At 52.2% G+C, this 23565-nt stretch carries 24 protein-coding genes; 12 read left to right on the forward strand and 12 right to left on the reverse strand.

Features of this window, described 5'->3' with window-relative positions; translation table 11 throughout:
- Window positions 1-44: 44 nt before the first annotated feature.
- The 3 genes from D7Z26_RS16625 to D7Z26_RS16635 all read right to left on the reverse strand — a co-directional run bounded on the left by D7Z26_RS16625 (window position 45) and on the right by D7Z26_RS16635 (window position 1792).
- Window positions 45-476 (reverse strand): hypothetical protein, encoded by a 432-nt coding sequence (locus tag D7Z26_RS16625; protein ID WP_120978115.1) that lies wholly within the window; start codon window positions 474-476, stop codon window positions 45-47.
- Window positions 473-676, reverse strand: a complete 204-nt coding sequence (locus D7Z26_RS16630; protein WP_120978116.1) for a helix-turn-helix transcriptional regulator — start codon at window positions 674-676, stop codon at window positions 473-475. Before D7Z26_RS16630 ends, D7Z26_RS16625 begins: the two co-directional genes overlap by 4 nt.
- Before the next feature lie 411 nt (window positions 677-1087).
- Window positions 1088-1792: a TetR/AcrR family transcriptional regulator gene (locus D7Z26_RS16635; protein ID WP_120978117.1), complete on the reverse strand. Its 705-nt coding sequence runs from the start codon at window positions 1790-1792 to the stop codon at window positions 1088-1090.
- 162 nt (window positions 1793-1954) lie between these two features.
- On the opposite strand from D7Z26_RS16635, the gene D7Z26_RS16640 reads away from it, so the two are divergent.
- Window positions 1955-3412: a DHA2 family efflux MFS transporter permease subunit gene (locus tag D7Z26_RS16640; protein WP_120978118.1), complete on the forward strand. Its 1458-nt coding sequence runs from the start codon at window positions 1955-1957 to the stop codon at window positions 3410-3412.
- A gap of 92 nt (window positions 3413-3504) precedes the next feature.
- Here the strand turns inward: D7Z26_RS16640 and D7Z26_RS16645 are convergent, their stop codons facing one another.
- From D7Z26_RS16645 to D7Z26_RS16670, 6 genes are all read right to left on the reverse strand, one after another.
- Window positions 3505-4374 (reverse strand): metallophosphoesterase family protein, encoded by an 870-nt coding sequence (locus tag D7Z26_RS16645; RefSeq protein ID WP_120978119.1) that lies wholly within the window; start codon window positions 4372-4374, stop codon window positions 3505-3507.
- 28 nt (window positions 4375-4402) lie between these two features.
- Window positions 4403-4744 carry a DMT family transporter gene (locus D7Z26_RS16650; protein ID WP_233566985.1) on the reverse strand — a complete coding sequence of 114 codons (342 nt, stop codon included), beginning with the start codon at window positions 4742-4744 and terminating at the stop codon, window positions 4403-4405.
- Entirely contained in the window at window positions 4741-5532 is a 792-nt protein-coding gene (locus D7Z26_RS16655) for an HAD family hydrolase (RefSeq protein ID WP_120978120.1), read from the reverse strand. The genes D7Z26_RS16650 and D7Z26_RS16655 overlap by 4 nt, the downstream gene beginning before the upstream one ends.
- 10 nt (window positions 5533-5542) lie before the next feature.
- Window positions 5543-6919 carry an ABC transporter substrate-binding protein gene (locus D7Z26_RS16660; RefSeq protein ID WP_120978121.1) on the reverse strand — a complete coding sequence of 459 codons (1377 nt, stop codon included), beginning with the start codon at window positions 6917-6919 and terminating at the stop codon, window positions 5543-5545.
- Between the two features lie 72 nt (window positions 6920-6991).
- Window positions 6992-7831, reverse strand: a complete 840-nt coding sequence (locus tag D7Z26_RS16665; RefSeq protein WP_120978122.1) for a carbohydrate ABC transporter permease — start codon at window positions 7829-7831, stop codon at window positions 6992-6994.
- A 27-nt stretch (window positions 7832-7858) separates the two neighbouring features.
- Complete coding sequence (locus D7Z26_RS16670; protein ID WP_120978123.1) at window positions 7859-8740, reverse strand: carbohydrate ABC transporter permease; 882 nt, start codon at window positions 8738-8740, stop codon at window positions 7859-7861.
- A gap of 221 nt (window positions 8741-8961) precedes the next feature.
- On the opposite strand from D7Z26_RS16670, the gene D7Z26_RS16675 reads away from it, so the two are divergent.
- The 4 genes from D7Z26_RS16675 to D7Z26_RS16690 all read left to right on the forward strand — a co-directional run bounded on the left by D7Z26_RS16675 (window position 8962) and on the right by D7Z26_RS16690 (window position 11715).
- The gene (locus tag D7Z26_RS16675; protein ID WP_120978124.1) at window positions 8962-9519 is read left to right on the forward strand and encodes a GbsR/MarR family transcriptional regulator; all 558 of its coding nucleotides are present in this window, start codon (window positions 8962-8964) and stop codon (window positions 9517-9519) included.
- 77 nt (window positions 9520-9596) lie between these two features.
- The gene (locus D7Z26_RS16680; RefSeq protein ID WP_120978125.1) at window positions 9597-9971 is read left to right on the forward strand and encodes a DUF1761 domain-containing protein; all 375 of its coding nucleotides are present in this window, start codon (window positions 9597-9599) and stop codon (window positions 9969-9971) included.
- Window positions 9972-10143: 172 nt separating this feature from the next.
- A complete protein-coding gene (locus D7Z26_RS16685) occupies window positions 10144-10752 on the forward strand; it encodes a DUF2239 family protein (protein ID WP_120978126.1) in 609 nt (202 codons plus the stop codon).
- A 72-nt stretch (window positions 10753-10824) separates the two neighbouring features.
- Window positions 10825-11715, forward strand: coding sequence for an alpha/beta fold hydrolase (locus D7Z26_RS16690; protein ID WP_120978127.1), 891 nt, complete (start codon window positions 10825-10827; stop codon window positions 11713-11715).
- A 99-nt stretch (window positions 11716-11814) separates the two neighbouring features.
- Here the strand turns inward: D7Z26_RS16690 and D7Z26_RS16695 are convergent, their stop codons facing one another.
- The gene (locus D7Z26_RS16695; protein WP_120978128.1) at window positions 11815-13167 is read right to left on the reverse strand and encodes an MATE family efflux transporter; all 1353 of its coding nucleotides are present in this window, start codon (window positions 13165-13167) and stop codon (window positions 11815-11817) included.
- A gap of 130 nt (window positions 13168-13297) precedes the next feature.
- On the opposite strand from D7Z26_RS16695, the gene D7Z26_RS16700 reads away from it, so the two are divergent.
- From D7Z26_RS16700 to D7Z26_RS28120, 3 genes are all read left to right on the forward strand, one after another.
- The gene (locus tag D7Z26_RS16700; protein ID WP_120978129.1) at window positions 13298-13987 is read left to right on the forward strand and encodes a TetR/AcrR family transcriptional regulator; all 690 of its coding nucleotides are present in this window, start codon (window positions 13298-13300) and stop codon (window positions 13985-13987) included.
- 179 nt (window positions 13988-14166) lie between these two features.
- Complete coding sequence (locus D7Z26_RS16705) at window positions 14167-16599, forward strand: invasin domain 3-containing protein (protein ID WP_158602350.1); 2433 nt, start codon at window positions 14167-14169, stop codon at window positions 16597-16599.
- Window positions 16600-16620: 21 nt separating this feature from the next.
- A complete protein-coding gene (locus D7Z26_RS28120; protein ID WP_199731727.1) occupies window positions 16621-18063 on the forward strand; it encodes a collagen-like domain-containing protein in 1443 nt (480 codons plus the stop codon).
- A 50-nt stretch (window positions 18064-18113) separates the two neighbouring features.
- On the opposite strand, the gene D7Z26_RS16715 is transcribed toward D7Z26_RS28120, so the two are convergent.
- Window positions 18114-19493 (reverse strand): aminotransferase-like domain-containing protein, encoded by a 1380-nt coding sequence (locus D7Z26_RS16715; protein ID WP_120978131.1) that lies wholly within the window; start codon window positions 19491-19493, stop codon window positions 18114-18116.
- A gap of 113 nt (window positions 19494-19606) precedes the next feature.
- On the opposite strand from D7Z26_RS16715, the gene D7Z26_RS16720 reads away from it, so the two are divergent.
- Window positions 19607-20023, forward strand: a complete 417-nt coding sequence (locus tag D7Z26_RS16720) for a GNAT family N-acetyltransferase (RefSeq protein WP_120978132.1) — start codon at window positions 19607-19609, stop codon at window positions 20021-20023.
- 167 nt (window positions 20024-20190) lie between these two features.
- On the opposite strand, the gene D7Z26_RS16725 is transcribed toward D7Z26_RS16720, so the two are convergent.
- The gene (locus D7Z26_RS16725) at window positions 20191-21243 is read right to left on the reverse strand and encodes a nucleoside-triphosphatase (RefSeq protein WP_233566986.1); all 1053 of its coding nucleotides are present in this window, start codon (window positions 21241-21243) and stop codon (window positions 20191-20193) included.
- Window positions 21244-21609: 366 nt separating this feature from the next.
- On the opposite strand from D7Z26_RS16725, the gene D7Z26_RS16730 reads away from it, so the two are divergent.
- The 3 genes from D7Z26_RS16730 to D7Z26_RS16740 are packed head-to-tail and all read left to right on the forward strand — an operon-like array spanning window position 21610 to window position 23527.
- The gene (locus tag D7Z26_RS16730; protein ID WP_120978134.1) at window positions 21610-22185 is read left to right on the forward strand and encodes a LysE family translocator; all 576 of its coding nucleotides are present in this window, start codon (window positions 21610-21612) and stop codon (window positions 22183-22185) included.
- Between the two features lie 24 nt (window positions 22186-22209).
- Complete coding sequence (locus tag D7Z26_RS16735) at window positions 22210-22995, forward strand: AraC family transcriptional regulator (RefSeq protein WP_120978135.1); 786 nt, start codon at window positions 22210-22212, stop codon at window positions 22993-22995.
- Window positions 22988-23527, forward strand: coding sequence for a GNAT family N-acetyltransferase (locus D7Z26_RS16740; protein WP_120978136.1), 540 nt, complete (start codon window positions 22988-22990; stop codon window positions 23525-23527). Before D7Z26_RS16735 ends, D7Z26_RS16740 begins: the two co-directional genes overlap by 8 nt.
- Window positions 23528-23565 lie beyond the last annotated feature (38 nt).

The raw sequence follows: 23565 nt of genomic DNA on the forward strand, positions 1-23565 counted from the left end.
TTATGGCTTCAACGGATTTCTGACAAGAGATATTCTTGTATTTATTACATTTCTTTATGGTACTTGATTCGGTAATAGGTGCAGTATCCAACGATAAACAAATAGGCAAATACCAAAAGCAATACAACTGTTAAATCGATATCCATCAAGGCAACTGTTATATTTAAGGCCCCAAACACAAAAATCATCAAGTCAAAGGCTTTCGCTTTTGCCCGGTTTGCGTTTGCTAAACTACGCTCATCTTTCTGGACAATCTCTAGCTGCTTTGCAACGGCGGGATTATTCTTCATAGCAATTCGGACGATTATTTCTCCCATACCGTGACCGAAAATACCGCAGCCAAGCCCAACGCATATATAAAGCAACGCTCGCAGTATACTTTGCGGGTCTTCGATTGTCTTGATGAAATACACACCGCTAGCCAGTAGTCCTACGCCTATAACGGCGAAAAAATAAGACGAAATCGGTTTTTTCATACCTGATCCTCCTCGTAAATAAAGATTTCTTCAATACTCATACCGAAATAGCGAGCAATCTTGAACGCTAGAAGGATCGATGGGTTATATCGTCCGTTTTCCAGCGAACTGATCGTTTGCCTAGTCACTTCAAGAGCCTTTGCTAATTCCTCTTGCTTAATTCCGCGTTGCATGCGGATTTCTTCTAAACGGTTGTTCAACGCGTTCACCGCCTTTATGGAAAGCTAGCTTTACATGAAAAATATATCGTGCAACGTTAGAAATGTCAAGCGTACTTTCCATTTTGATAAAGTTTCTAAATTCTAAAGGGATGACGCGAAAAAGGCACCCAACCGGGTGCCTTTTGATTTCGCTCTATAGATGATACGGAGAACCTTATCATATGCAGGGCGAATTGTTATTTATATGATTCTGTACAAGATCTTAAAAAGAAGGACTATAAAAGTAATAAATATTATTTCTTTGATTGCAATAATTCTCGTACCGTTACTTATCGCATGGTAAGTGCAATTGTGGAAGTAATGCCGGCGACTAATCAACTTAGAAAAATCTAGAGCTTCCTTCAGTAGAGAAGGAGGCTCTTAAACGCATATATCGCATGATGTGGGGGATCAATCGTATGAACGCATACCCGTGATCAATTTATCGAAATAGAGGCCCATCGCGGAGTTGTCTTCGTCCAACCATTTCTCGTAGAAAACCTGGTGTTTCATCGTCTTGTAGAAGTCCATCAAAGCCTGCTTCATCGTTATGTTCTGCAGCATCAGCCACTTGGGATCCAAAAGCTTGCGGAAGACGAGATCCACTTGGGTCAAATAAATGCGCGCATTGATCGGATAGAAAACACTAAGCGCAATGCCGCTGACGAAGTAGTCGGCGAGCTTGTTCTTGCATAGCTCTACGGCTTGAGCAAGCTTGGCATACAAGTCGGGATAAGTCCCATTCAGATCCTGAAGCAGGACGTCCGTCAAGTAGAACGACAGCTTAATCGTGAGCTTGAACGCTTGGGCGAAAGACTCGTTGTAGAACTTCAGCTCTTCGGCGGACGGCTGCGAGAGCGGCTCCGACGACAGCGTAGGTGGAGCCTCCGCCAACATTTGATTGGACACGTAGATGACGAATTTATCAATGAGACATTCCGCGATTTCGGTTTTCGACGCGAAATATTTATACATCGTCGGCTTGCTGATATCCATATATTTGGCCGCATCATCCATTTTTAACGAACTGAAGCCATTCTTTTGGACGTAGGGCATCAAGCGCATCACAAGCTTCTCCCGTTTCTCGAATAACGGATCGCAAACGGTTTCCGACATTTCGCAACACCTCCAGAATAACCAACTCTAAGTATAGAACATCTTGCGGGCATTATAAACTTTATTTATTGATTTAACTTTTTTTATTAAAATAGTTTACTTTGTATGCAGAGATATGCTATTTTTATGGCAAGAAAATGATTATGTTTGGGGGAGTTTTACATGTCCGCACAAGTTCATGCAAACGAGTCTATGCCTGTCCGTTCGCTCCTTGCGCCGCTGATCGCTATTGTCGTCGGGCTGTTCATGGTGATCTTGGATACGACGGCGGTCAATGTCGCGATTCCGGTGCTTGCCGATGATCTGCATAGCTCATTAAGCCTCATTCAATGGACGATCACGGGCTATTCGTTGGCTCAAGCCGTCGTGATTCCTATGGCGGGATGGTTCTCCGATCGCTTCGGGGCGAAGCAGACGTTCATCGTATCCATTATCTTATTCACCATCGGTTCGATTCTTTGCGCGTTCGCCGGCACGGCGGAGCAATTAATCGCCTTCCGCATCGTGCAAGGTCTTGGCGGCGGGATGGTTATGCCGATCGCCTTCGCGATGACCTACCGGATCAGTCCCCCCGAATCGGTGGGGAAGATCATGGGTATGATGGGATTGCCGGTACTGCTTGCGCCGGCGCTCGGGCCGGTCGTATCCGGGTATCTAGTAGACTACGTTAATTGGAAATGGATATTTCTAATCAATATTCCGGTTGGAATCGCCGGCGTGATCATGAGCGTTCTGTACTTGCCGAATCTCCCGAAAAAAGCGTCGGCGCCGCTCGATTACGCGGGTATCGCGCTTGCGCCATTCGCTTTCGGCGGACTGTCGTACGGGTTAAGCGAAGCGGGGGAGGGGTGGTCTTCCGCGAGGACGATCGCCGGTCTAACCGTAGGCGCCGTCGCCATGGTCTTGTTCGTCATCGTCGAGCTCCGGCGGAAGAGCGAGTCTTTGTTGGAGCTCAGGGTATTCCGGTCCATGCAATTTACTCGTGGGATTGTTGTGCAATGGGTAATACAGTTCACCATGTTCGGACTGATCTTCGCCGTCCCGTATTTCATGCAGCGTCTGATGGGAATGAGTGCGTTCGAGGCAGGATTATGGACATTGCCTCAGGCATTAGCCTCCGCGACCATGATGCCGTTCAGCGGACGTTTGTTCGACCGAATAGGCGCTCGTCCGTTAGTAATCAGCGGGTTGGCCTTGATTACGGTGGGCGCCTACTTGTTCTCGCTCATCGATCCTAGCGATAGCCCGTGGTTATTCTTGGCTCCCCGTGCGCTGATCGGGTTCGGAATGGGAATGTCCTTCATCGCCTTGAATACGCACTTAATTCAAGCAGCTCCCAAGGAGCTGGTCGGCAAGGTGACCTCGTTGACAAGTGCCGCTCAGCAGGTCGTCGGATCGTTCGCTATAGCGGGATTGACGACGCTGCTCGTCAGCCGTACGAATCATTATTCGAAGCAAGGGGAGGCGCCGATTCCGGATGCGATGTCGCACGCGTTTCATAACGCGTATCTGTTGATCGCCATCCTCGCGGCTGTAGGATTGTTGCTAGCGTTCACGCTTAAGCGACCGGCTAAGGAGCAAGCGACTCAGCCGTCTGTCATGATGGACGCAGGCGTTTAATGAAATAGGTCGAACAATAAGCAAGTTTAAGGGCCATTCCGCATGGGATGGCCCTTAAACTTGCCGTTACAGACGGAGCGGAGAGTCGTATATCAACCTCCACTAACGGAGATGATCGGTCTTAGAGACACCTCGTATTGCGCCGACTTCACCCACGACTCCGCAGCGAAATCTCTGCCCTTCACGTGCACGCGATCCTCGTAGACCTCGACGTAGTAGCCCTGACTGCCTTCTTTTCGTTTATCCTCGTCTGTCCACAGGTAGGCAACGGATGCCGCATTGAACATGGCCGGTAGCTTGCCCTCTCCGTCCACATGATTGCGCAAGGCCTCCATATCCCAATGACCGTGTCCAGTAAAGAGGAAGGTGCGCGGATACTTCGCCAAGATCGCCTTCAGCTCGTCGTCCTGCGTCACGCCGTACCATTTCTGCGCTTCCATCGATCCGGCCGTCGTGTTTTTCAACGGTTGGTGAAGAAAAACGAACGCCGGCATGCCCGACGATGCCGCCTCTCCTAACTTAGCGTCCAGCCAACCGAGCTGCGCCTCGGACAGATCGCAAAATAGCTCCAAGCCTTGCTCGGTCCCGAGGAAAAGGAAAGCATAGCCCTCGAGCCAATGTTCGTGATAGGCGGCCGGCATGCCCGTCGCGTCCAGAAAGTTCCCGAGGCGCGATTTCCAGAAGCCAAGCCCCACGTCGTGGTTGCCTGTCGCCATATAGAGGGGAGGCAGCTTATCCTTATAGAGCTCGCTTATACGCCGCAGCTCTTCGTATTCTCCTGGAAACCCATGATCGGTCACGTCTCCGGCATGCATGATTCCGACGCTGTCCGGCGAGTTGGCCGCAATGTCCCTCAGGGCCTGCTCGAAATTCCGGTTATAGAGGTGGTTCGGATCCGCCGTCACATGCGTATCGGTGATGACTTGAAACGCGAGTAGAGGTTTGTTGACGCTCTGACTCATGAATTTGCCTCCCCTGCCGATCGATTGATCAATGCCCGTTTTTGCTGATATTCAACCCAATGACGCCGACGATGATGATGCCGATCCATAGCATCGAGCTAAGCGGCAATCGCTCTTGGAAAATCATGTAGCCCGCCAACGAAATTAAGACAATGCCGACGCCGGACCAGATGGCGTATACGACCGCAACCTGCATATACGCGAGCGCAAAGTTCAGGCATGTAAAGCTAATGCCGTAGAACAGAAACATCAGCAGCGATGGAACGAGACGCGTAAAACTCTCCGAAAGCTTCATCGAGATCGTGCCGGAGAGCTCGAAGACGATCGCCAAGCTCAGCAAGAGCCATCCCATGGTTGTCGCACCTTTCATGTGGGGCTGTCTTCCTTCGTGATGTGCAACTCATGCAGGGTTGCGACTGCCGCATCCGCTCCGTTCAAATTCGAGCTATCGTCAAGTGCGGAGGGTTCGGCGATCAGAATCGCCGCGGCTGCTCCGGCCTCCTTGGCCATGCGCATATCGCCTTTGGTATCGCCGATAACCGCGAATCGCCCGCCGCGCAGCCCCAACCGTTCGCATGCGAGCAGAGCCATATCGGGATACGGCTTGCCCCGTTCGACTTGGTCCGTCCCGACAATCGCATCGAATCGCTCTTGAATCCCGAGCCACGTCAAATGCTTTACGGCGGCTTCCGTCTCGTCCGCCGTCACGACGGCGAGCGGTATTCCCGCTTGGCGGCAATCCTCGAGGAAATCCAGCACGCCCGGAAGCAAACGGGCCGCACGCGTCGCCTCGAGCTGCTCGTCCGCCTTAAGCTTGGCTTCTGCTGCGAGCGTCTTCGCCTCCGCCCAGGACAAGCCGGATCGGTAGCCGTGCCAAGCTAGAATGGCGAGCATCTCGTCCACGGTCCCCATGGCCAGAGGTCCGTTCCGATCGTAGTCGACGACGACGCCGTCTCCAGAACGGAAAGCGCCCCACAGCGCGTCCAGATCGACGCGGAACGGAGGCAGCTTTCTTTCCAGAAGCGAAGCGGAGAACCGGGCGAGCAGATGCTCGCTCCAGTTCCCCCACGTATAGATGAAGTCCAGCAGCGTCCCGTCCTTATCGAATAGAATGCCGTCTATCCGATAGGACGCGCCCGCCGCATGCAGAACCGCCATGCTCTTCCTCCTATTTGTTCAGTCGATCCAGCTCGCGCTGCGCGGTTTCCTTAGCCGCCTTGAGCGCTTGAGCAGCCGGCATGTTCTTGATTTGAACGTTGTCCGCCGCTACCTTGAGCGCATCGGAGATTTTGCCGCCGGTTGGGTCCATAAACGGCGAGGAGCCGTGCGCCGCCTGCTGCAGCGGAATCGTAATCTGCGGATTCGTCTTGCTGTATTCCACGAACGCCGGATCTTGCTGAGCGGACTGACGCACTGCGATATAGCCGGTATTCATCGACCAGAACGCCGTATTTTCCGCGCTCATGAAGTACTGGAACCACTTGAAGGCCGCCGCTTGCTGTTCCGCGCTCGCCTTCGACGGGATACCGGCCATGATCGCCTGAGCGACCGGCTTGCCGGCGCCGACGCCTTCCCAGCCCGGCTGTTCCATCGCGCCGACGACCTTGAAGTCCAGATCGCCTTGGTCGCCGCTGGAACCCGTGTAACCTGCCGCTTGGCCCTTCATGACGTCGTCGATCGTCTTATACCAATACTCCCAGCCTTGTCCGCCGGAATGAATGCGCATGATCTTATCGTCATGAATCCATTTGCGGAACAACTCCCACGTATCCACCCACTCCGGAGAGTCGATGAGTACCGTTTTGCCGTCATCGCTCAGCACTTTGCCGCCTTTGCCGAGCACGGCATCCATCATGTTCTCGTAGCCCCACATCGGCTCCCAGCCGTAGAACGTCGTTTTGCCGCCGTTTTTGACGGTCATTTTCTCGGCCGCCTTCGCCAAGGCTTCCCACGTCGTAAAGTCCTCCGGCTTCAGGCCCGCCTTCTCCAGCGCGTCCTTGCGGTAATACATCACCTGCGTCGTGCCGTACATCGGCAGGAAGTATTGCTTGCCGTCCACTTTGCCTTGCTCGAGGAAGGTGGGGATTACGTCGCCTTGGTTAAAGTCGGCGGATGCAGCGATCAACTCATCCAAGGAAGCGTAGTAGCCCTTGTGCGCCCAATCCACGTTCGAAGACAGAACTGCGGCCGGCACGGTGCCGGAAGCGATCGCCGCTTGAAGCTTTTTCCCCGTCTCCGAATAGTCGCCTTGAACGACCGGCTTTACGATGACTTCCTGCTGCGAGGCATTGAACTTGTCGATCAGCGTCTGCATGTTCTCGCCAAGCTTGCCGCCCAGACCGTACCAGAACTCGATCGTTACCGGCTCCTTCGGCGTCTCCGCCGATGCAGAGCTCGTCTCGGACGCGGAAGCGGGCGCTTCGGAGGAAGGCACTTCAGAAGAAGGTGCTGCCGATCCCGATCCCGTATTGTTTGAACCGCAAGCCGTCAAAGCCATAATCGCCGCAAGTGCCAATCCTGCCGTAGTCTTCTTCATCGTTAGCATAATTCGTTTTCTCCACCTTTTCTTTGATATAGGTTCCTATCCGTTTCTTTATGAATCTCTCTTTCGATTGCGTTACCCTTTGCTAGCGCCGGCCGACAGGTTCACGCTCTGCATGATCGTCTTCTGCGTCAGCAGGAACAGCACAAGCAGCGGCAAGATCGTGAATGCGCTGGCGGCCATGATCAGCGGCCATTTGAGCCCGTATGCACCCCCTTGCACGAAGAAGCTTCTTAGGCCGGCCGATACGAGCTGCAGGTCCGGATTCTTGGTGATGAGCATCGGCCAGAAGTAGTTGTTGTACTGCTCGATAAAAGTGATGAGCGCCAGCACCGCAAAGGAGGAGCGGGCGAGCGGGAATACGATGGTCCATAAAATGCGCAGGTGCGAAGCGCCGTCGATCTGTCCCGCTTCAACCAGCTCGTGAGAGACCTGGAGGAACGCCTGGCGGATGAGGAAGATCGAGAAAATGCTGACACAGTTCGAGAGAATAATCCCGGCATACGAGTCTAGCAGGCCCAGGTTGCTCAGCACGATATAACCGGGCAGATAGACGGCGGTGACCGGTACCATGTAGCCGATGAGGATCAGAGCCGTAAATGCGTTTTTCAGCCGGAAGGACATATGCGTCATGGCATAGGCCATCATCCCTGAATTGATAATCTGGATGACGACGATTACCGAGGCGACTAGAATGCTGTTCCCAATATACCGGGCGAACGGTGCGGCTGCCCATGCATCTGCGAAATTACTCCATAGCGGAGCGTGCGGCCATAGCGTCGGCGGGAACTGCCAGATTTCATCGTTCGTCTTCAGCGCGCTCGTCGCCGTCCAATAGAACGGAAAGGCCATAAGCAAGGCGACTGTAGCGAGAAAAAGGTGCGAGAGCAGACGGACGCCGCTGCGTTGGTGCATCTATATCCCTGCCTTTCGATTCGAGAATCAGGAGTAATGAATGGTACGGCGGCCGATCACGAACGATAGCAAGGAGAGCGCGACGCATCCAACGATAAGAAGAATGGCTACGGCGGAAGCTTCCCCGATCTGGAAGGCGTCGAAGGCCGACAAGTAGTAAAAGTAGAGCATCGTTCGCGTTGAGCCCGCCGGTCCGCCCTGCGTCAGCACGTTGATCTGGTCGTAAGCCTGCAGCGACGAGATCGTCAGGACGACGAACAAGAAAAAGGTCGTCGGCGAGATGAGCGGCAGCGTGACATGGCGGAACTTGTCCCAGCCGTTCGCGCCGTCGAGCTCGGCTGCTTCCAGGTAATCCGGCGGGACGTTGCCGATCGCCACCAAATAGAAGATCATGCTCCAGCCGGCGGATTTCCAGACGGTGACGATAAGGACGCTGATGAGCGCCCAATTCGGGTCCTCCAGCCAGCGAATCCCGGACAAACCGAGGGCATGCAGCACGTTATTCGCGAGCCCGACGTCCGGCTCGTAGATCCAGGACCAGACGATGGACACGGCCACGGTCGGCGTCACCCACGGGGAGAAGATCAGCGTTCGATAGATCGCGCCGCCCTTTCTCTTGCGGCTTAGCAGCAGGGCGAGCCCGAGTCCTGCTACCATAACCGGCAACACGCTGCCGACGCAGAAGAGCAGCGTGACTCGAAGCGTCTGATAGAATTCCGGATTGTCGAACAAGTACCGATAGTTGTCGAGCCCGACGGATGTTTTGACCGGACTCATGAAGTCCCATTCCATGAAGCTAAGGTAGATGACATAGCCTAGCGGGTAAAACCAAAATAGACTGAGCGGAATCATCGCCGGCAGCGTGAACAGCAGCGCTTTCCCCTCCGAGGCGAGCCTTGTCCGTCTCATGGATGGTTTGAGCCCCTCCTTCAATAAGATTCAAAAATCTCTTAATCTTCGTTATAATAGGCATAGATTTAAGCTGGATTGCTTGTCTGTTCAAAAATTATTGTACGTTCAATTGCGGTTTGTATGGTTAATGCTCCATCATGAGAGAATTAAATTTTTGTAAAATACGGCAGATCGGCGCGAAAGGCGCGGGCCGGGCAGAGCGCGGAGGAGGCTTTTTCGTGAAAAAAGCAAGCAGCAGCTTAAAGGAGCCGTCATTGCCTCGCGAAGCGATACGTCATCAGGTGATCGACGCGATCGCGGAGACGATGGACTTGTACGGCGCCAATTATACGTTCGGACAGCTATACGGAATCATGTACTTCGAGGATAAGCCGATGACGCTCGAGGACATGCAGGGCTACATGAACATGAGCAAAAGCAACATGAGCTACGCAGTCCGGTCGCTCCTGGACTCCAAGATGGTGACCAAGCTGAAAGAGAAGGAGGAACGGAAGGACCTGTATAAAGCCGAGACGGACTTCTTCCAGGCGTTCCGCAACTTCTTCGCCGCCAAGCTGCAGCGCGAGGTCGACGTGATGAGAGGTGCCATCGAGGCCGCCATTCCGGAACTGTCCGAGGTGATTCTGGACGCCGGCACGCCGGACGATGAGCGCAAGCTCTGCCTCCAGGATCTGCACAAACTGAAGCACGCCGTCGGCTACTATGAATGGCTCCAGCAGTTCGTGAACGATCTTCAGGACGAGGTGTTCTTCGAGGAGGCCGACGGTCCGGCTTGAGCTAGATTCCATTCAGGCCGTTCAACGTTCGGATATGGTACAATCTGTAGGAATACAACCATGAAGGAGAGAACGGGATGTCGATTCATTGGAGCGAATTGAATTACCTTGCGATTGTTGCCGGGGGAATCTTGTATATGATTTTTGGAGCGATCTATTATTCCATTTTCGTCGGGAAGGAAAATCAAAGTCCTGGCGCACTGAAATATGTGATCTCGGCGATCGTTGCCTTTATTAGTTCCTTTCTCGTAGCGATGCTCGTTCAAGCGACCGGCGCTGACGGTTGGCGGGAAGGCCTCGCCGTTGGCGGGATCATTGGCATTCTGATTTCCATCGTGTATCTGAAAAATACATTGTTCGGACTCGTCAAGAAGCGCATTTTTATGATTGCGATCGGCGATCATTTGATTATTTTCTCCTTACTGGGTGTGCTTCACGGTCTCATGGCCTAAGGGTGTTGTTTGAAAAGAAAGTGATACAATGGTGCGCGGTTCCTCTTGGGCCGCGTTTTTTGCATTTATTCCCTTCATAACGAATGGTGAAATATATTTCACCCGGGTAATATTGATATTTTATTTTTACCCGGGTATAATTAACGAGAGCAATCAGGGAAGGAGGTACAGCATGAGAAATGACCTTACGCGCTTTTACTGCACGGCATTTTTGGGTGTGGGAGCCGTCGCCAGTGGTTCGTTACATCAAGTTGTTTCTACAGTGAAGGATTCTCTGGATGACAGAGATCTCACGCAGTTGCTTATATTTGACGATTCCACGGGGAAGCAAATAGATGTTGATTTACGTGGGCAGACAGATGACGTGCTCAAACGATTAGGAGAACAGTTTGGCGACTTGCCCGATACGGAAGTGGATCACGAACCTACACGGCGGGTTGGTCGACCCAAGCTGGGGGTTGTATCCGGTGAAGTTACGTTATTGCCACGGCATTGGGATTGGCTCAAGGGTCAACCTGGAGGCGCATCGGTAACATTACGGAAACTCGTTGATGAGGCTCGCCGTGCTGGAGGAAAAGAGAGCAAGGTACGAGAGGCACAAGAAGCAACATATCACTTTATGACAGCTATGGCCGGGAACTTCCCTCAATACGAAGAAGCTCTGCGGGAACTATATGCGGGTGATTTGGATCGTTTTTACGACTTCATCGATGACTGGGCACCTGATATCAGAAACCATATCAAAAGACTAGCCGCAAATGCATTCTCTGAAGGGAACTGACTACCTGGCCGGTATCGGACATCGGACTGCAGCGATCGAAGATTCACGCCCGAATTGGAGGAGAACATGATCATGAACATCCTGAAAGTCAACGGCATCGATCTGGCCTATGACAGTTTCGGTAACGAAAACGAAGAGGTGATTATCCTAATCGCCGGTCTTGGAACCCAGATGATCCGATGGACGGATTCGTTTTGTCGGATATTAGCAGCGCGAGGCTTTCGCGTGATCCGCTTTGACAATCGCGACGTAGGTTGCTCGACGCACTTTAACCAGCATCGGACGCTGGATTTCGACGCACTGGCGACTGCTCTCATGTCGGGACGGCGACCGGACATCCCTTACACTCTCGATGACATGTCCAACGACGCTATCGGACTGCTCGACGCCCTTTCAATTGATCGGGCACATTTCGTTGGCAGGTCGATGGGCGGAATGATCGCCCAGATTGCAGCCAGCGAGTACCCTGAACGGGTTTTATCACTCACCTCTATTATGTCCAGTTCCGGTAATCCTGCCCTTCCGCAAGCTTCCCCGGATGTCATGGCGATGATGACTAAGCCGGCGCCGAATCCATTTGAGGATGAAGCAGGATTTTTGGCGCACAGCCTCTCTTTTGCCAAACGCATCGCCGGTACCGGCTATCCGTTTGAAGAGGACGCTTATCGGGCGCTCATTCTGGAGGAAGTCCGGCGAGCTTACGATCCAGGCAGCGTCGGACGGCAAATTGCTGCGATCGCCGTCTCCGGTGACCGTCGTCCGCGGCTGGCGACCATAAAAGCACCTGTACTAGTCATTCATGGGACGGACGATCCCCTGTTCGTCCCGGCTTGCGGCGAGGACACGGCTTTTGCCATCCCGGGCGCCGAGCTCATGTTGATTGACGGCATGGGACACGACCTGCCGCACCAGCTGTACAATGTCATCGCCGATGGCATAGAGCGAACGGTTCGTCGCAGTTGACACGAACGTATAGGTGGAATCAATCGAATAAGCGCCGGTTACATGATAACATCGTGTGCCGGCGCTTTTCTGCGAGGATTTTTCCAAACAGACGATGGTTTACTGCACTAAATTCTCCAAATCCGGCTGCAGTTTATTCCGCAGAACGTACAGCATGGTGGCACCGACAAGGAACGCGACGGCATCCGCAATGACGAGCGACCAGACCACCCCGTGAAAGCCGTTCATTCGATTGGCGATGTAGAGCACGGGAATAAGAGTAATTCCTTGAATAACCGACATAATAAACGCGGCGGTTCCTTGCGCCGTTGCTTGGAAGATCCCCGTAAACAACGTGGTCATTCCCGTAATGAACAAGGATAAGAACGTTACATGCAGGATGTAACTTCCCATTTCGATTAATTGCGGGTCATTCGTAAATAATCCAATTAAGTGGTCGGAAATCAGATAGACGATGACGCCGAATACCACTGCTAACGCCACAATCGCTTTGATCGTGAATCCGATGGTTTGTTTCATGCGTAATTTATTCGCTGTAAAAGAGAAGGCAATCAAGGGCACGACTCCCTCGCACAAGCCCATCAGAATAAACTCGGGAAATTGCAATAAGCGCGATGAAATTCCGTAAGCCGCTACGGACTGATCCCCGTATTCGACAAGAAAATGGTTCAAGATGAGCGACATTGCGCCCAAGAAGATGCTCATAACAAAGACGGGAACTCCGATTTTGAATACATTGCTCAGAATGTCCTTGTTAGCCTTGAACCATTTTAGGGAGACGGTTAAGAATTGGCTCTTATATCCCATGTGGAAGGCGTAGAATACGCTCGCAACCAAGTTAGAAATGACCGTAGCGGACGCAACGCCGATCACGCCCCAATGGAAGACGAAGATGACTAGCGCATCGAGAATAATATTCACGACAACGCTGAGAATCATACCGATCATAGACGTGATTGCTGCACCCTCCGAGCGCACCATATTCTCCAGCGTGAAGAATAACACGACGAATGGCGAACCGATAAGCATAATCGTGACATAGTCCTTCGTGAATCCGAAGGAGTCAGCGGTTGCCCCCAGGCCATGTACGATGGAATCGATCAACGGGAGGCCGACGGCCATCACGATAAGACCGAGAACCAAGCTGCTGTAAAAAGCGAATGATGACACGTGCTTTACATCATCGTATTTTTTCTCTCCCAGCAAACGGGAGATGAATGTGCCGCTACCCATGCCAATCAAGTTGCCTAGCGCCATAATAACCGCGAATAACGGTAAGGTTAGCGCGAGTGCGGTTAACATGGCCGTATTGTGAAGCGTACCAAGGAAATAGGCATTCAAGATGGAATAGATGACGCTCATCGACGTGCCTAGCATCATCGGTACAGCGAAGTGAGCTACGGCTTTTGAGATCGGCGCTTTTTCAAAGTAATGGAGGTTTTGTGCATCCATGCGGATCACTTCTTTCTTCGTTTTGTTTATCTAACGGTGTTAGATTGAACCTTACAGTGTTAGATGATATCATGAACTTATAAACCTGTAAAGCATAAACTTACACTGTTAGATAAAAGGGCGGATACCGATGAAAAAGCAGCAGCCTCAGATTTCGGAAGATAAAATTTTGGAAACCTCGTGGGAGCTTCTGAGGGAGGAAGGAATCGAGAAATTCAGCTTGAGACGATTGGCCGAACGGCTGGGCATTCAAGCTCCCTCTCTATACTGGTATTTCAAGAGCAAGCAAGATCTCTACCAGCGTCTGGCCAACCAGATATCGAAAATGATTCTGGAGGAGTTCCACTCCGAGGGGGACTGGAAGGAGCAACTGACGGAGCTTGCGGTAACGGTACGGAGTGTGCTCAGCCGGTATCCCTGCTCCACGCAGCTCATGATGATGACGCTGCCCCATGAACCGGACATCATCCGGTTCACCAACCGTATGCTGCTCTGCGTGGAAGCGACGCCGCTTGAGCAAGATCAGAAAATGCAAGTGGTTACGACGCTTGTGAACTATGTCTTTTACTTCGTCCTAGACGATTACCAGCATGAGCGCAATGTCTCCGCTATGTTTAAGGATCAGGGAGCGCTTCCGGGCGAGGAGATGATTCGGCTTCTGGACTCCATGAGCGAGTCGGAAGCGGGACTGTTCCGGAGGATGTTTAAGAACGGGCTGTTCGAGCTGATGGGGACCGACGGAGCGTTCGAGTTCGGATTGAAGCTGATTCTGTTGGGGATTGAGCAGGTGATAAAGGAGCGGGAGAGCTTGCGAACGTGACAGGAATGTAATCCGACAGAGGGGCGCAGAGCCTCTCTTTTTTTATTGGCGTTAGGTAATTTACGCCAAAACCTGACATGAAGCGCTATCCTTTCAGTTTGGTGTAATATCATGTCTGATAGAATAGAAAGGAATAGTTTAACAACCAGCGGAAAAATGGGAAGGCAGGATGGGAGATGTTGAATCCAAGTCGAAAGAAAGCGGGTCCGTCGGGAAGATGGATGGCGCCGTTCCTGATTATGGCGCTTCTCACGGGCGTTGTTTCGGGCCAAGCGCCGTCTTACGCGGCGGAGGATCAGAGAATCGTCATCGGCACGGTCGATGTCCGGGAAACGGCGCTTCCGGCCGACGGGACTAGCCGGACAGTCGTCTCGTTGTCTCTGGCGGACGGCCAAGGAAATCCGGTATCTCTTCCGCCGGAAGACATCCGATTCAGTTCGACGAGCGGTCGGTTGGAGGAAGGGGTATCGATCACCGGCCCGGGGGAATATACGTCCGTGTTGACGGCTCCGACTACGGCGGGGGTTGCTTATATCGGTGCCTTCGTAGATGGAAAGGCTGTTGCGGATATGGCCAGCGTGAGCTTTACCGCCGGTCCTCCGTCTCCGGCGCGTTCCGTGATTACCGCAAGCCGGCTGACTGTCCCTGCGGACGGTTCCAGCCAAAGCATCATAACGGTTCAGTTAAAGGACGAGTTCGGAAACGACGTATCCGAGCAGGCGGGTTTGTTTGAATTGTCCGCGACATTGGGAGCGTTGAGCAGCGTAACCTATGCAACCAACGGGCGATACGAAACGAGTCTTGTTTCGGCGAAATACGGCAAGCTGGGAACATTGAAAGGGTTGTCGGGAATGCCCGGTCCCGTCGATGATCCCTTGGAATTGAATGACGAACAGGGAGCCATTCCGCCGGAAGCCCCTAACGGAGAAGACATTCCCGTCATGATTGCTTCAACTTACGAAAGTAGCGGAGCCTATCAAGCGGTTCTTATGGCGCCTCTGTCGGCGGGAACGGCGCAAATTACGGCGAGCTTGAACGGCTTACCCGTGGCATCCAGCGTTGAAGTGGAATTCACGGAAGGTAGTCCGCCAAACCCGATTAACGGGTTAAGATTCGGTCATACCTCCTATTCGGTTACGTCTGGGCGGACTCACTCTACTTCCTTAGAGGCGGTCCGAGCGGACGGATCGACCGCGAACGTCGCATCTTTCGCTTCCTATGAAGTGCAGAATGCTTTAATAACGACCGTGGATGCTCACGGCACGGTGACGGGCTTAAGAAGCGGGCAGACGAAGCTGACCGCAACCTATGAAGGGTTCACGGCGGAGACGACCATTACGGTAACGGAGGACCCGGGCAACGGAACAACGCCGGAAGATCCGGGCGGCACGCCGACTCCGGGGAATCCTTCTTCGCCGGTCATTCCGACCGAAAATCCCGCTTCCCCGGGCTTAAGCTTCGAAATCGTGTCCAAGGATGGGGGAAGCAGTCGGCAGACCCTGTCCAAGGAGGACGTTCTCAAAGGCCGGGTCGAGCTGCAAATAGGCTCAGGGGGCGGGACGATCTCTATCTCTGCGGCGAACTTGAAAGAGTTAAGATCGCTCAATCCGAAAGCGATAATCGTCATGAGGGAAGGCGCCGCTTCAATGAATCTTCCTCTATCGGAGTTGGATCTATCGCCTTACAGCCGTCAATTCGGAATTCCGGAAGAGTCGATTCGTTGCGAGATTACCATTCGAGAGCCGGACGAGCCGACGCGGCAGGCAATTCGCGACTCCGTCTCGGACATGGGGGGACGCTTGTTGTCGAACCCGCTGGCCTTCGAGGTTCAGATAACTGGCTCGACGGGAAAGAGCGTATGGATGAGTTCGTTCAGCCAATACGTAACGCGGATTTTGACCGTCCAAGGCGATCCCGTTCCGGATACGGCGACGGGGGTATGGTGGGTGCCGGAGCGGAACGAGTTGAGATTCGTTCCTACGCATTTCGCCAAGCAGGACGGGGGCCAATGGACGGCGGTTATGAAGAGGCAGGGAGCCAGCATCTATGCCGTCATCGACCGACCCCTCACGTTCGCTGACACGGCCAAGCATTGGGCCGGGGCGGATGTGGAATTGCTGGGATCCAAGCTTGTGGTGCAAGGGCGCAGGGAAGGGGTTTTCGCTCCGGATGCCGACATTACGCGGGCGGAAATCGCTGCGCTTCTGGTTCGGGCGCTAGGACTGAACGAATCGGACGCGAGGAACCCTTTCTCCGATACCGGATCGGGCTGGTACGTTGCGGCGGTCAACACGGCTTATCAAGCCGGATTGATCTCGGGGTATATCGACGGGACCTTCCGGCCGATGCAGAAGATTACGAGACAAGAGCTGGCGGGTATGATGGTCAGGGCCATGAACTATGCGGGAGGTCTTCCTTCCGGAAGCCTTCCGGCTTACCGGCCATACGGCGACGAGATGGCGATCTCGGGCTGGGCCAGGGAATACGTACAGTACGCCCAGCAAGCGGGAATCGTTGGCGGGGACGGCATATTCCGACCGCTCAGCTATTCCACCCGTGCAGAAACGGTTACGATGCTCAAGCGGATGCTGAAGCTAGTTCAATTCATATAGGCGAGAGGGGCGCGGAAAAAGGTGAAGAAATGGATGGGCAAACTGGCGCTGGCCACGTTGATCGTGCTGATCGGAATGAATATGCAAGGGGCGTGGGCGGCCACTACGGTATTGAATTCGTTAAACATTTGCGTTGGTAGCAGCGGGAAAATGAATCTGATCGCTCCGGGAAGCAGCTGTGCCAACAACGAGACGATGTACAAGCTGAATCTGAAAGGCGACCAAGGGCCGGCCGGTCCGGCTGGAGCGCCAGGCGCAGCAGGGCCGCAAGGGCCGAAGGGCGACGCAGGCGAGCCTGGAACTGTCGGGCCTGCAGGGGCCACGGGTCCGCAAGGCGAAGGTGCAACTGGGCCGCAGGGACCGAAAGGCGACACGGGGGAAACGGGGCCGCAGGGACCGAAGGGCGACATGGGAGCTACGGGTCCGCAAGGCGAAGGTGCAACGGGGCCGCAGGGGCCGAAGGGCGACACGGGGGCTAATGGACCGGCTGGTGCAACAGGTCCTCAGGGGCCGACGGGCGCAACAGGTCCGTCAGGTCCTATAGGCCCGCAAGGACCGTCTTCGACTGACGCCCTCTATGGGGATGGCTCGGCCGGAGCGCTTAACGTCCCGTCTGGTCAAACTTTGGATTTGACGACCGCTGCAGGTTTCGACTCTTTGCCCGGCAAGGACAACTTCCAGTTCTCCAGCATCAATATTTCCGGAATACTTGTATTGCCTAGCGGCACGATTCTGCGCTCTTCGGGTGATATCACGGTTACGGGGAATATCAATGTAGACCGGGGCGCGCAAGACAGCGCCGGAGGTTTTCCGCACCCGGGGATTTCCTTGGGAGCAGCCGGGAAACCGAACGGCGGGATAGGCTTGTCCAAGCTGCAAGCCGCGCAAATTGTTTCACCCGGGGCAACGGCGGGAGGGGCAGGAAACAGGCAGTCTAACGGAGCGGGCGGCGAAGGCGGCGGATCGCTTATCCTGGTTGCCAAAGGAAATGTCAGAATCGTCAACTCAGGTATAATAAACGCTTCGGGTGCCAACGGGACCAACCCGCAGACAGCCGGCCAAGGAATTGTAGGAACGGGCGGAGGCGGAGGCGGTATTGTTGTCCTTCTCGGGAAAGTTTCCGTACAGGTGGCCGGCTCCATCAATGCCAACGGAGGCGCAGGAGCGGCCGGTTTCGACGATAATGCAGGACTGTCAGAAGGAGGCGGCGGTGGAGGCGGCGGCGGAATTATTCATCTCATCTCTTCCTCTGCTCCGATTGTAACCGGCTCACTGAATGTAAACGGAGGCGGCGGCGGTGCCTATGCGGGCTCCAACCCAACCGCAAATCCGGGCGGCGGCGGAGGCGGCAGCGCAGGCAAAGGAGGAAACGGGAGCCTGTCCTATAGCAATGGCCAGTCGGGGACTTCCGGCTATGTTTTCCAAACGGCAATTCCGGCGCCGGAAAATCTATTCCTCCGCTAGAAGGTTATATTAAGCTTTTCCCAAGGGAGAATCGCCTCGATTCTCCCTTTTTAAATCCAAGTAATGGCCGATCGTTTGAATTTGTTTGAGCTTCTTTGGCTCATGAGCTCGTCGGCCGTCTGGCGGATCATCCGGATACCGTCCTCAATCTCTTCTTCACTCGCGCGAATAATGCTGAGGCGCCAACTGTTCGCGCTTTCCACGCTAGGAAGGTAGCAATGTATCGTAGGAAAGACATGCACGTCCTTCTGACGAAGGGCCGTGGCCAGCTCCTCTGCCCCCAGATGATCGGGCAGCTCGAGTTGGGCAAATATGCCGCCGGCTGATTGGCTTAGACGGAAACCCTCGTTCAAATATCGGCTGCATGCTTCCTGCAGAGCCTTCATTCGAATGCCATAGCGATCCCTCATCACGGCGGCGTGGCGTTGAAACAATCCGCTGCCCAGATGAATCTCCAAAGCGGCTTGCGAAAGGGCGGACGTGCTTAAGTCGCTCGACGATTTGTACATTCGGAATAAAGCGATTAAGGCTTCGGGAAGCACGACGACACCGAGCCGCAGGCCGGGCAGCATAATTTTGGAGAAGCTTCGGATGTAGATGACGCGGCCCGAATAATCATAGCTGCAGATGGGATCGGATTTGCTGTCCGTTTCCAAGTCTGCGAGATAATCGTCCTCCACGATATACACGTCATATTTCTCCGCCATTGCCGCGATTGCTTCTTTCTCCCGACGCGACAAGCTGGTTCCGAGCGGGTTGTGGTACCGGGGGACCGTATAAAAAAACTTAATGGAATTGTTCCGAAAATGCCGTTCCAAATCATCGAGGTCAAGGCCTGATTCCGTTCGGGCGATTCCGATTGCGGTTACCCCGAGGAGGCTCATTAATTTCAACATTCCGGCATAGCAGGGCTGTTCGACCAAGATCGCCGATTTCCCATTCGGGAACGGCATGGAGGCAAGCAAATGAAGAGCTTGTTGGGCGCCGGAGACGACGCAGATCCGTTCGGGTCCGGCAAAAATTTGAGAGGTTGCGAGGTGCCGGGATATCGCCTCGCGTAGAGATGGAAATCCGAGAGGATCGCCGTATGTAAAAAGGCGATCCCCGTATTGCTGTACGGCCCGGTTCAAACCGTGCTGAATTTCTTCATAGGGGATAATACCGGGATCCGGAGCAGCCATGGTAAAATCAATCCGCCCTTCCGGACGATCCTCGGACTTGGAGGAGCGAACAATTACGTAGTGGCCACTCTTCGGTACCGAGTAGATCAGGTGTTCTTTTTCCAATTCATCGATGGCTCGGATTACGGTGTTTTTGCTGCATTCCCATTGTATGCTAAGCTCTCGGATGGACGGTAACTTGCCGCCCGGCTTGATAGACCCGCTGTTAATCCGTTGTTTCAGATCGTCCTTCACGTTCTCGTATTTCATGATCTTCCACCTCAATCTGTATGGGTATAAACAATAAATAATTCATTTTTCACTTCTAACTGTCACCATTATACTAAATGTATTACGTATCGTGAACGATAGGAGGCGTACAGATGGAGTGGATTCATGATTACCTGCCTTATAGAATCAGCGACAATGCGGAAGAGCTGCAGTCGGATCTGATCCTTGCATTATTGAAAGGCAGTTATTGGGCTGCGGAACGGTCGGAAGAAACCATCACGACGAGTTGGAAACAATCGCTTTGTCTCGGAGTTTACAGCGCGGCAGGGCTTCAAGTAGGTTTCATGCGGGTGGTAACGGATGGAGCAACCTTTTCCTGGCTGTGCGACGTGATCGTCGACGCGGACCATCGCGGAAAAGGACTCGGCAAATGGATGATGGCTGTTTTGGTCGACCATCCTCGCATACGCCATACGTCTATTTATCTCGGTACGCGAGACGCGCATGGGCTCTATGAGAAGTACGGCTTCGTACGACAGGAAATGATGGTCCGCCGTGCAGCTAGATAACCCCGTTTGCTCATCTCCGTAATGTAGCTTTCTTACTGGGTGCGCTTTACGGTCTCATTGCCTAATGGTTAGCAGTCAAGGAGCATAAAAGGCGATGTGATTAAAGGCCATCCTGTATAAGGATGGCCTTTAATCTTGCCGTTGCAGATAGCGCGGAGAACCGTAACCTAAATTATGAAAGCTGCATCGAGCCCGATCCGTTCATTCAATTCGGACTGCAATCGCAGTTGGAGCTCCTCTACGATCGTAAAATTCGTGGCCGCAACATAGTAGGCCTTAATTTGAGAATCGATGGCCTCGGCTTCCGCCAAAAAGGAGGTGGCCTTTGTCATGTTTGCCGAATAGCGTTCTTTAATGGCGGCTATTTCGGCTGCATAGGCTTCATCCGTGCCGGGAGCCATAGTAAGCCCATACATATCCAGGATTTCATCCCCGTCCCGATCCGGAAAGTATTCATGTGGGGCGGTACTGTCGAAGATAGCTGTTCGGAGCTTCGGGAATATCAACATATCCAGGCTGTTCGGATCAAAGCCGCAATGAAACACTTGAACTTCGATTCCTTTCTTTTCGGCAGCGGCGGCAAGCTTTTTTAACAGCGTCGATTTTCCGGAACCCGGCCTTCCTTTGATAAAAATCCGTCTTTGCAGCTGATCGGTCAAGCTTTGAATAAAATCGAATGCCCCCTTAGGAGTCGCAGCTCCGAAAAACAAGTGACGCCCAACGGTTGGCGTATTACTTTCATGGCCAGCGTATAATTCTTGAATCAAATCCTGCGCAATTCGGTCGGCCTTCACGAAATCCATGCTTTCGATATAATATTTTTCCCATTCGTCATGAATCCGCAGTGCGGTTAAGAACGTTTCATATGCTTTTGAATAAGCACTAACAAGCTTACCTTTAAGATCCTCTATCGCCCTGGAATGTTCCGGTGAAATAAGACCGTTATCAAGCGCTTCCCCGAAATGGATAAAGTCGATTTCGCCGGCCTCGTTCTCCGAAATCCCCTCGCAGACTCGCCCGTCGATAATGCCAACCTTCCATTCCGTTAGAATGATGCCATCCAGTTCGTCGGGACGGAGAGGAGAGTGAAAGCATTGCACATGCTGGCCTTTATCCAGCAGGCTATTCGCCAAGCTGCGAATGACCGTCGATTTTCCCGTACCCTGGGGACCCGTAAGGACGTAAATCTTGTTCAGCCCATCAAAGGCGGATTTATGCAAGAAATGGGCTCCGTGCGCAGTGTTGCCTCGGACAAAGTAATGGGAGGATTGTTCCACCAACCTGAAAAACTCCTTTGTGCCTATTCCGATTCGCATAGTTTACAGAATCAGGGGTATCGATCAGAATAAGCATGCGTGGGATAAGTGCCTATGCATTTGTATATTCCGCATTTTAGTAAGCGGTGATTGTTCGCTCCCATGTTTTTCGCATCAGGGGCGAAATGGCATGTTATCAAGTAGGGTATGTAAGTCCATTACAATTTAGTCGAGAGGCAATAAGTCAAGTCCGTCCGATCAGCAATAATATACTATATGGCAAATCTTATAAGATGTAGGATAGGAGAACAGCTTGGAAGGAGCGTTCTCATGGATCTTACCTCTTTTTTGATTTACTGCATGATTGCGACGTTTACGCCGGGACCTACGAATATCGTCATTTTGTCCACAGTTAATCGTTATGGGGCAAAAAAAGCAATGAAGTATTCGTATGGAGCAACGGTTGGTTTTGGCTTATTACTTGTTTTTTCCGCCCTGTTGAATAATTTGCTAATTACGATTCTGCCGAAAATATTAATCGCAATGCAGGTTATCGGGAGCATTTATATGCTCTATCTAGCTTATCTAATCTGCAAAACAAATTCGTCAAATCCGACTGTAAACCAAACGGCTACCTTTTTATCCGGCTTCATGATGCAGTTTTTAAATCCGAAAGTCGTACTGTTTACATTGACTGTGATTCCAACCTTTATTATGCCCTATTATAGTGCGGCCCCTGCCATAACGCTAAGTATTATTGCGATCACCTTGATTGGCTTTTTAGCTTTTACGACGTGGGTTCTTTTCGGTACGATCTTCAAAGAGCTTATACAGAAGCACAACAGGATTGTAAGTGTTGCGATGGCCATTTTATTAGTTTACGCTGCCATTATGATCTGGATTTAGCTAAGCTTACGCAGAGGTGCTGTAATGGACAAATTTCTTTATAAAAAGTCGGCAGGCATTACTGCATTGTCGGCAAGCATGACGGAATTCAAGTATAAAAAGCACGCACACCAAGAGTACGCAATAGGCGTAACCTTGCGCGGCATTCAACATTATCATATAGATGGCAGCTTACAATTATCCCATCAAAACGGCGTTATGTTCTTCAATCCGGAACAGGTACACGACGGTATGGCACACGATAAGTCGGGCCTTGATTACGTGATGCTGTATATTGATCCCGAAATGTTCTTAGAGGGTATAGGGAAAAAGGATCTTGTGCGATTTCCAACCCCTATCGTGTACGATAATAGTCTGGGACAACGAGTTTTGAGCCTTTCCCAAGCCATACTAAGCGAGAAAGACGAGGCATTATGCAGCGAATTGTTCTTATCCCTGTCGGATCGCCTTGTTCGAACGGAACTTTCGTTAAACGATAAGAAAGATAGCGTGATCATAAGAAAAGCCAAGGATATGATTCATGCAAATTTAGAACACGTCCTCAAGCTCGATGAAATTTGTATAGGGCTTGATCTATCGAAATTTCAATTCATCCGATTATTTAAGGCGCATACGGGTATTTCACCGTACCAATACTTCCTTAATTGCAAAGTAGAACGCGCAAAGCAGTTAATCGAGAAAAATAGGGATATTTATTTAGCGGTAGCCGCATGCGGTTTTTTTGATCTAACCCACTTAAATAAACACTTTAAAAGCGTATACGGGACTACGGCCCTTGAATATATAAGCGGAGGCAAGCGAAGTGAGTAAATTCGATACGATTACGACAGATCGTTTGGCGATCAGAACGCTGGACATGAGAGATAGGGATGTTTTTTTCGAATATCGCTCCATGCCTGAGGTTTCTAAGTATCAATCATGGAGACCAAAGGAGATTAACGAAGTTGAGAAGTTTATCGCGGCGAATAGGGCTGTTGTGCCGAATACCGGAGGTTCATGGCTACAACTGGCTGTTTGTCTGAAGAATGGACAGCTTGTCGGCGATATCGGCGTTCATTTCGTGGATGACGATTATCAGATTGAAATAGGCTATACCCTTTCTCCCGAATTCCAAGGCAAGGGATATGCCTCCGAGGCGGTCAGGGCCGTAATCGATTATCTGTTCACTGGGCTCCGCAAACATAGAATTACGGGTTCGGTCGATCCTGACAATGCGAAGTCGATAAAACTTCTTGAAAATCTGGGGTTCAGAAAAGAAGCCCATTTTGTCAAAAGTTATCGGCTGAATGACCAATGGTATGACGATTGCGTTTATGCGATTCTGGCGGACGAGTGGAAGTAACGATACCGCGTTTGGGATACACTAAAACAGGCCGACAC

This window comes from Cohnella endophytica (assembly GCF_003628305.1).
Taxonomy (GTDB): Bacteria; Bacillota; Bacilli; order Paenibacillales; family Paenibacillaceae; genus Cohnella; species Cohnella endophytica.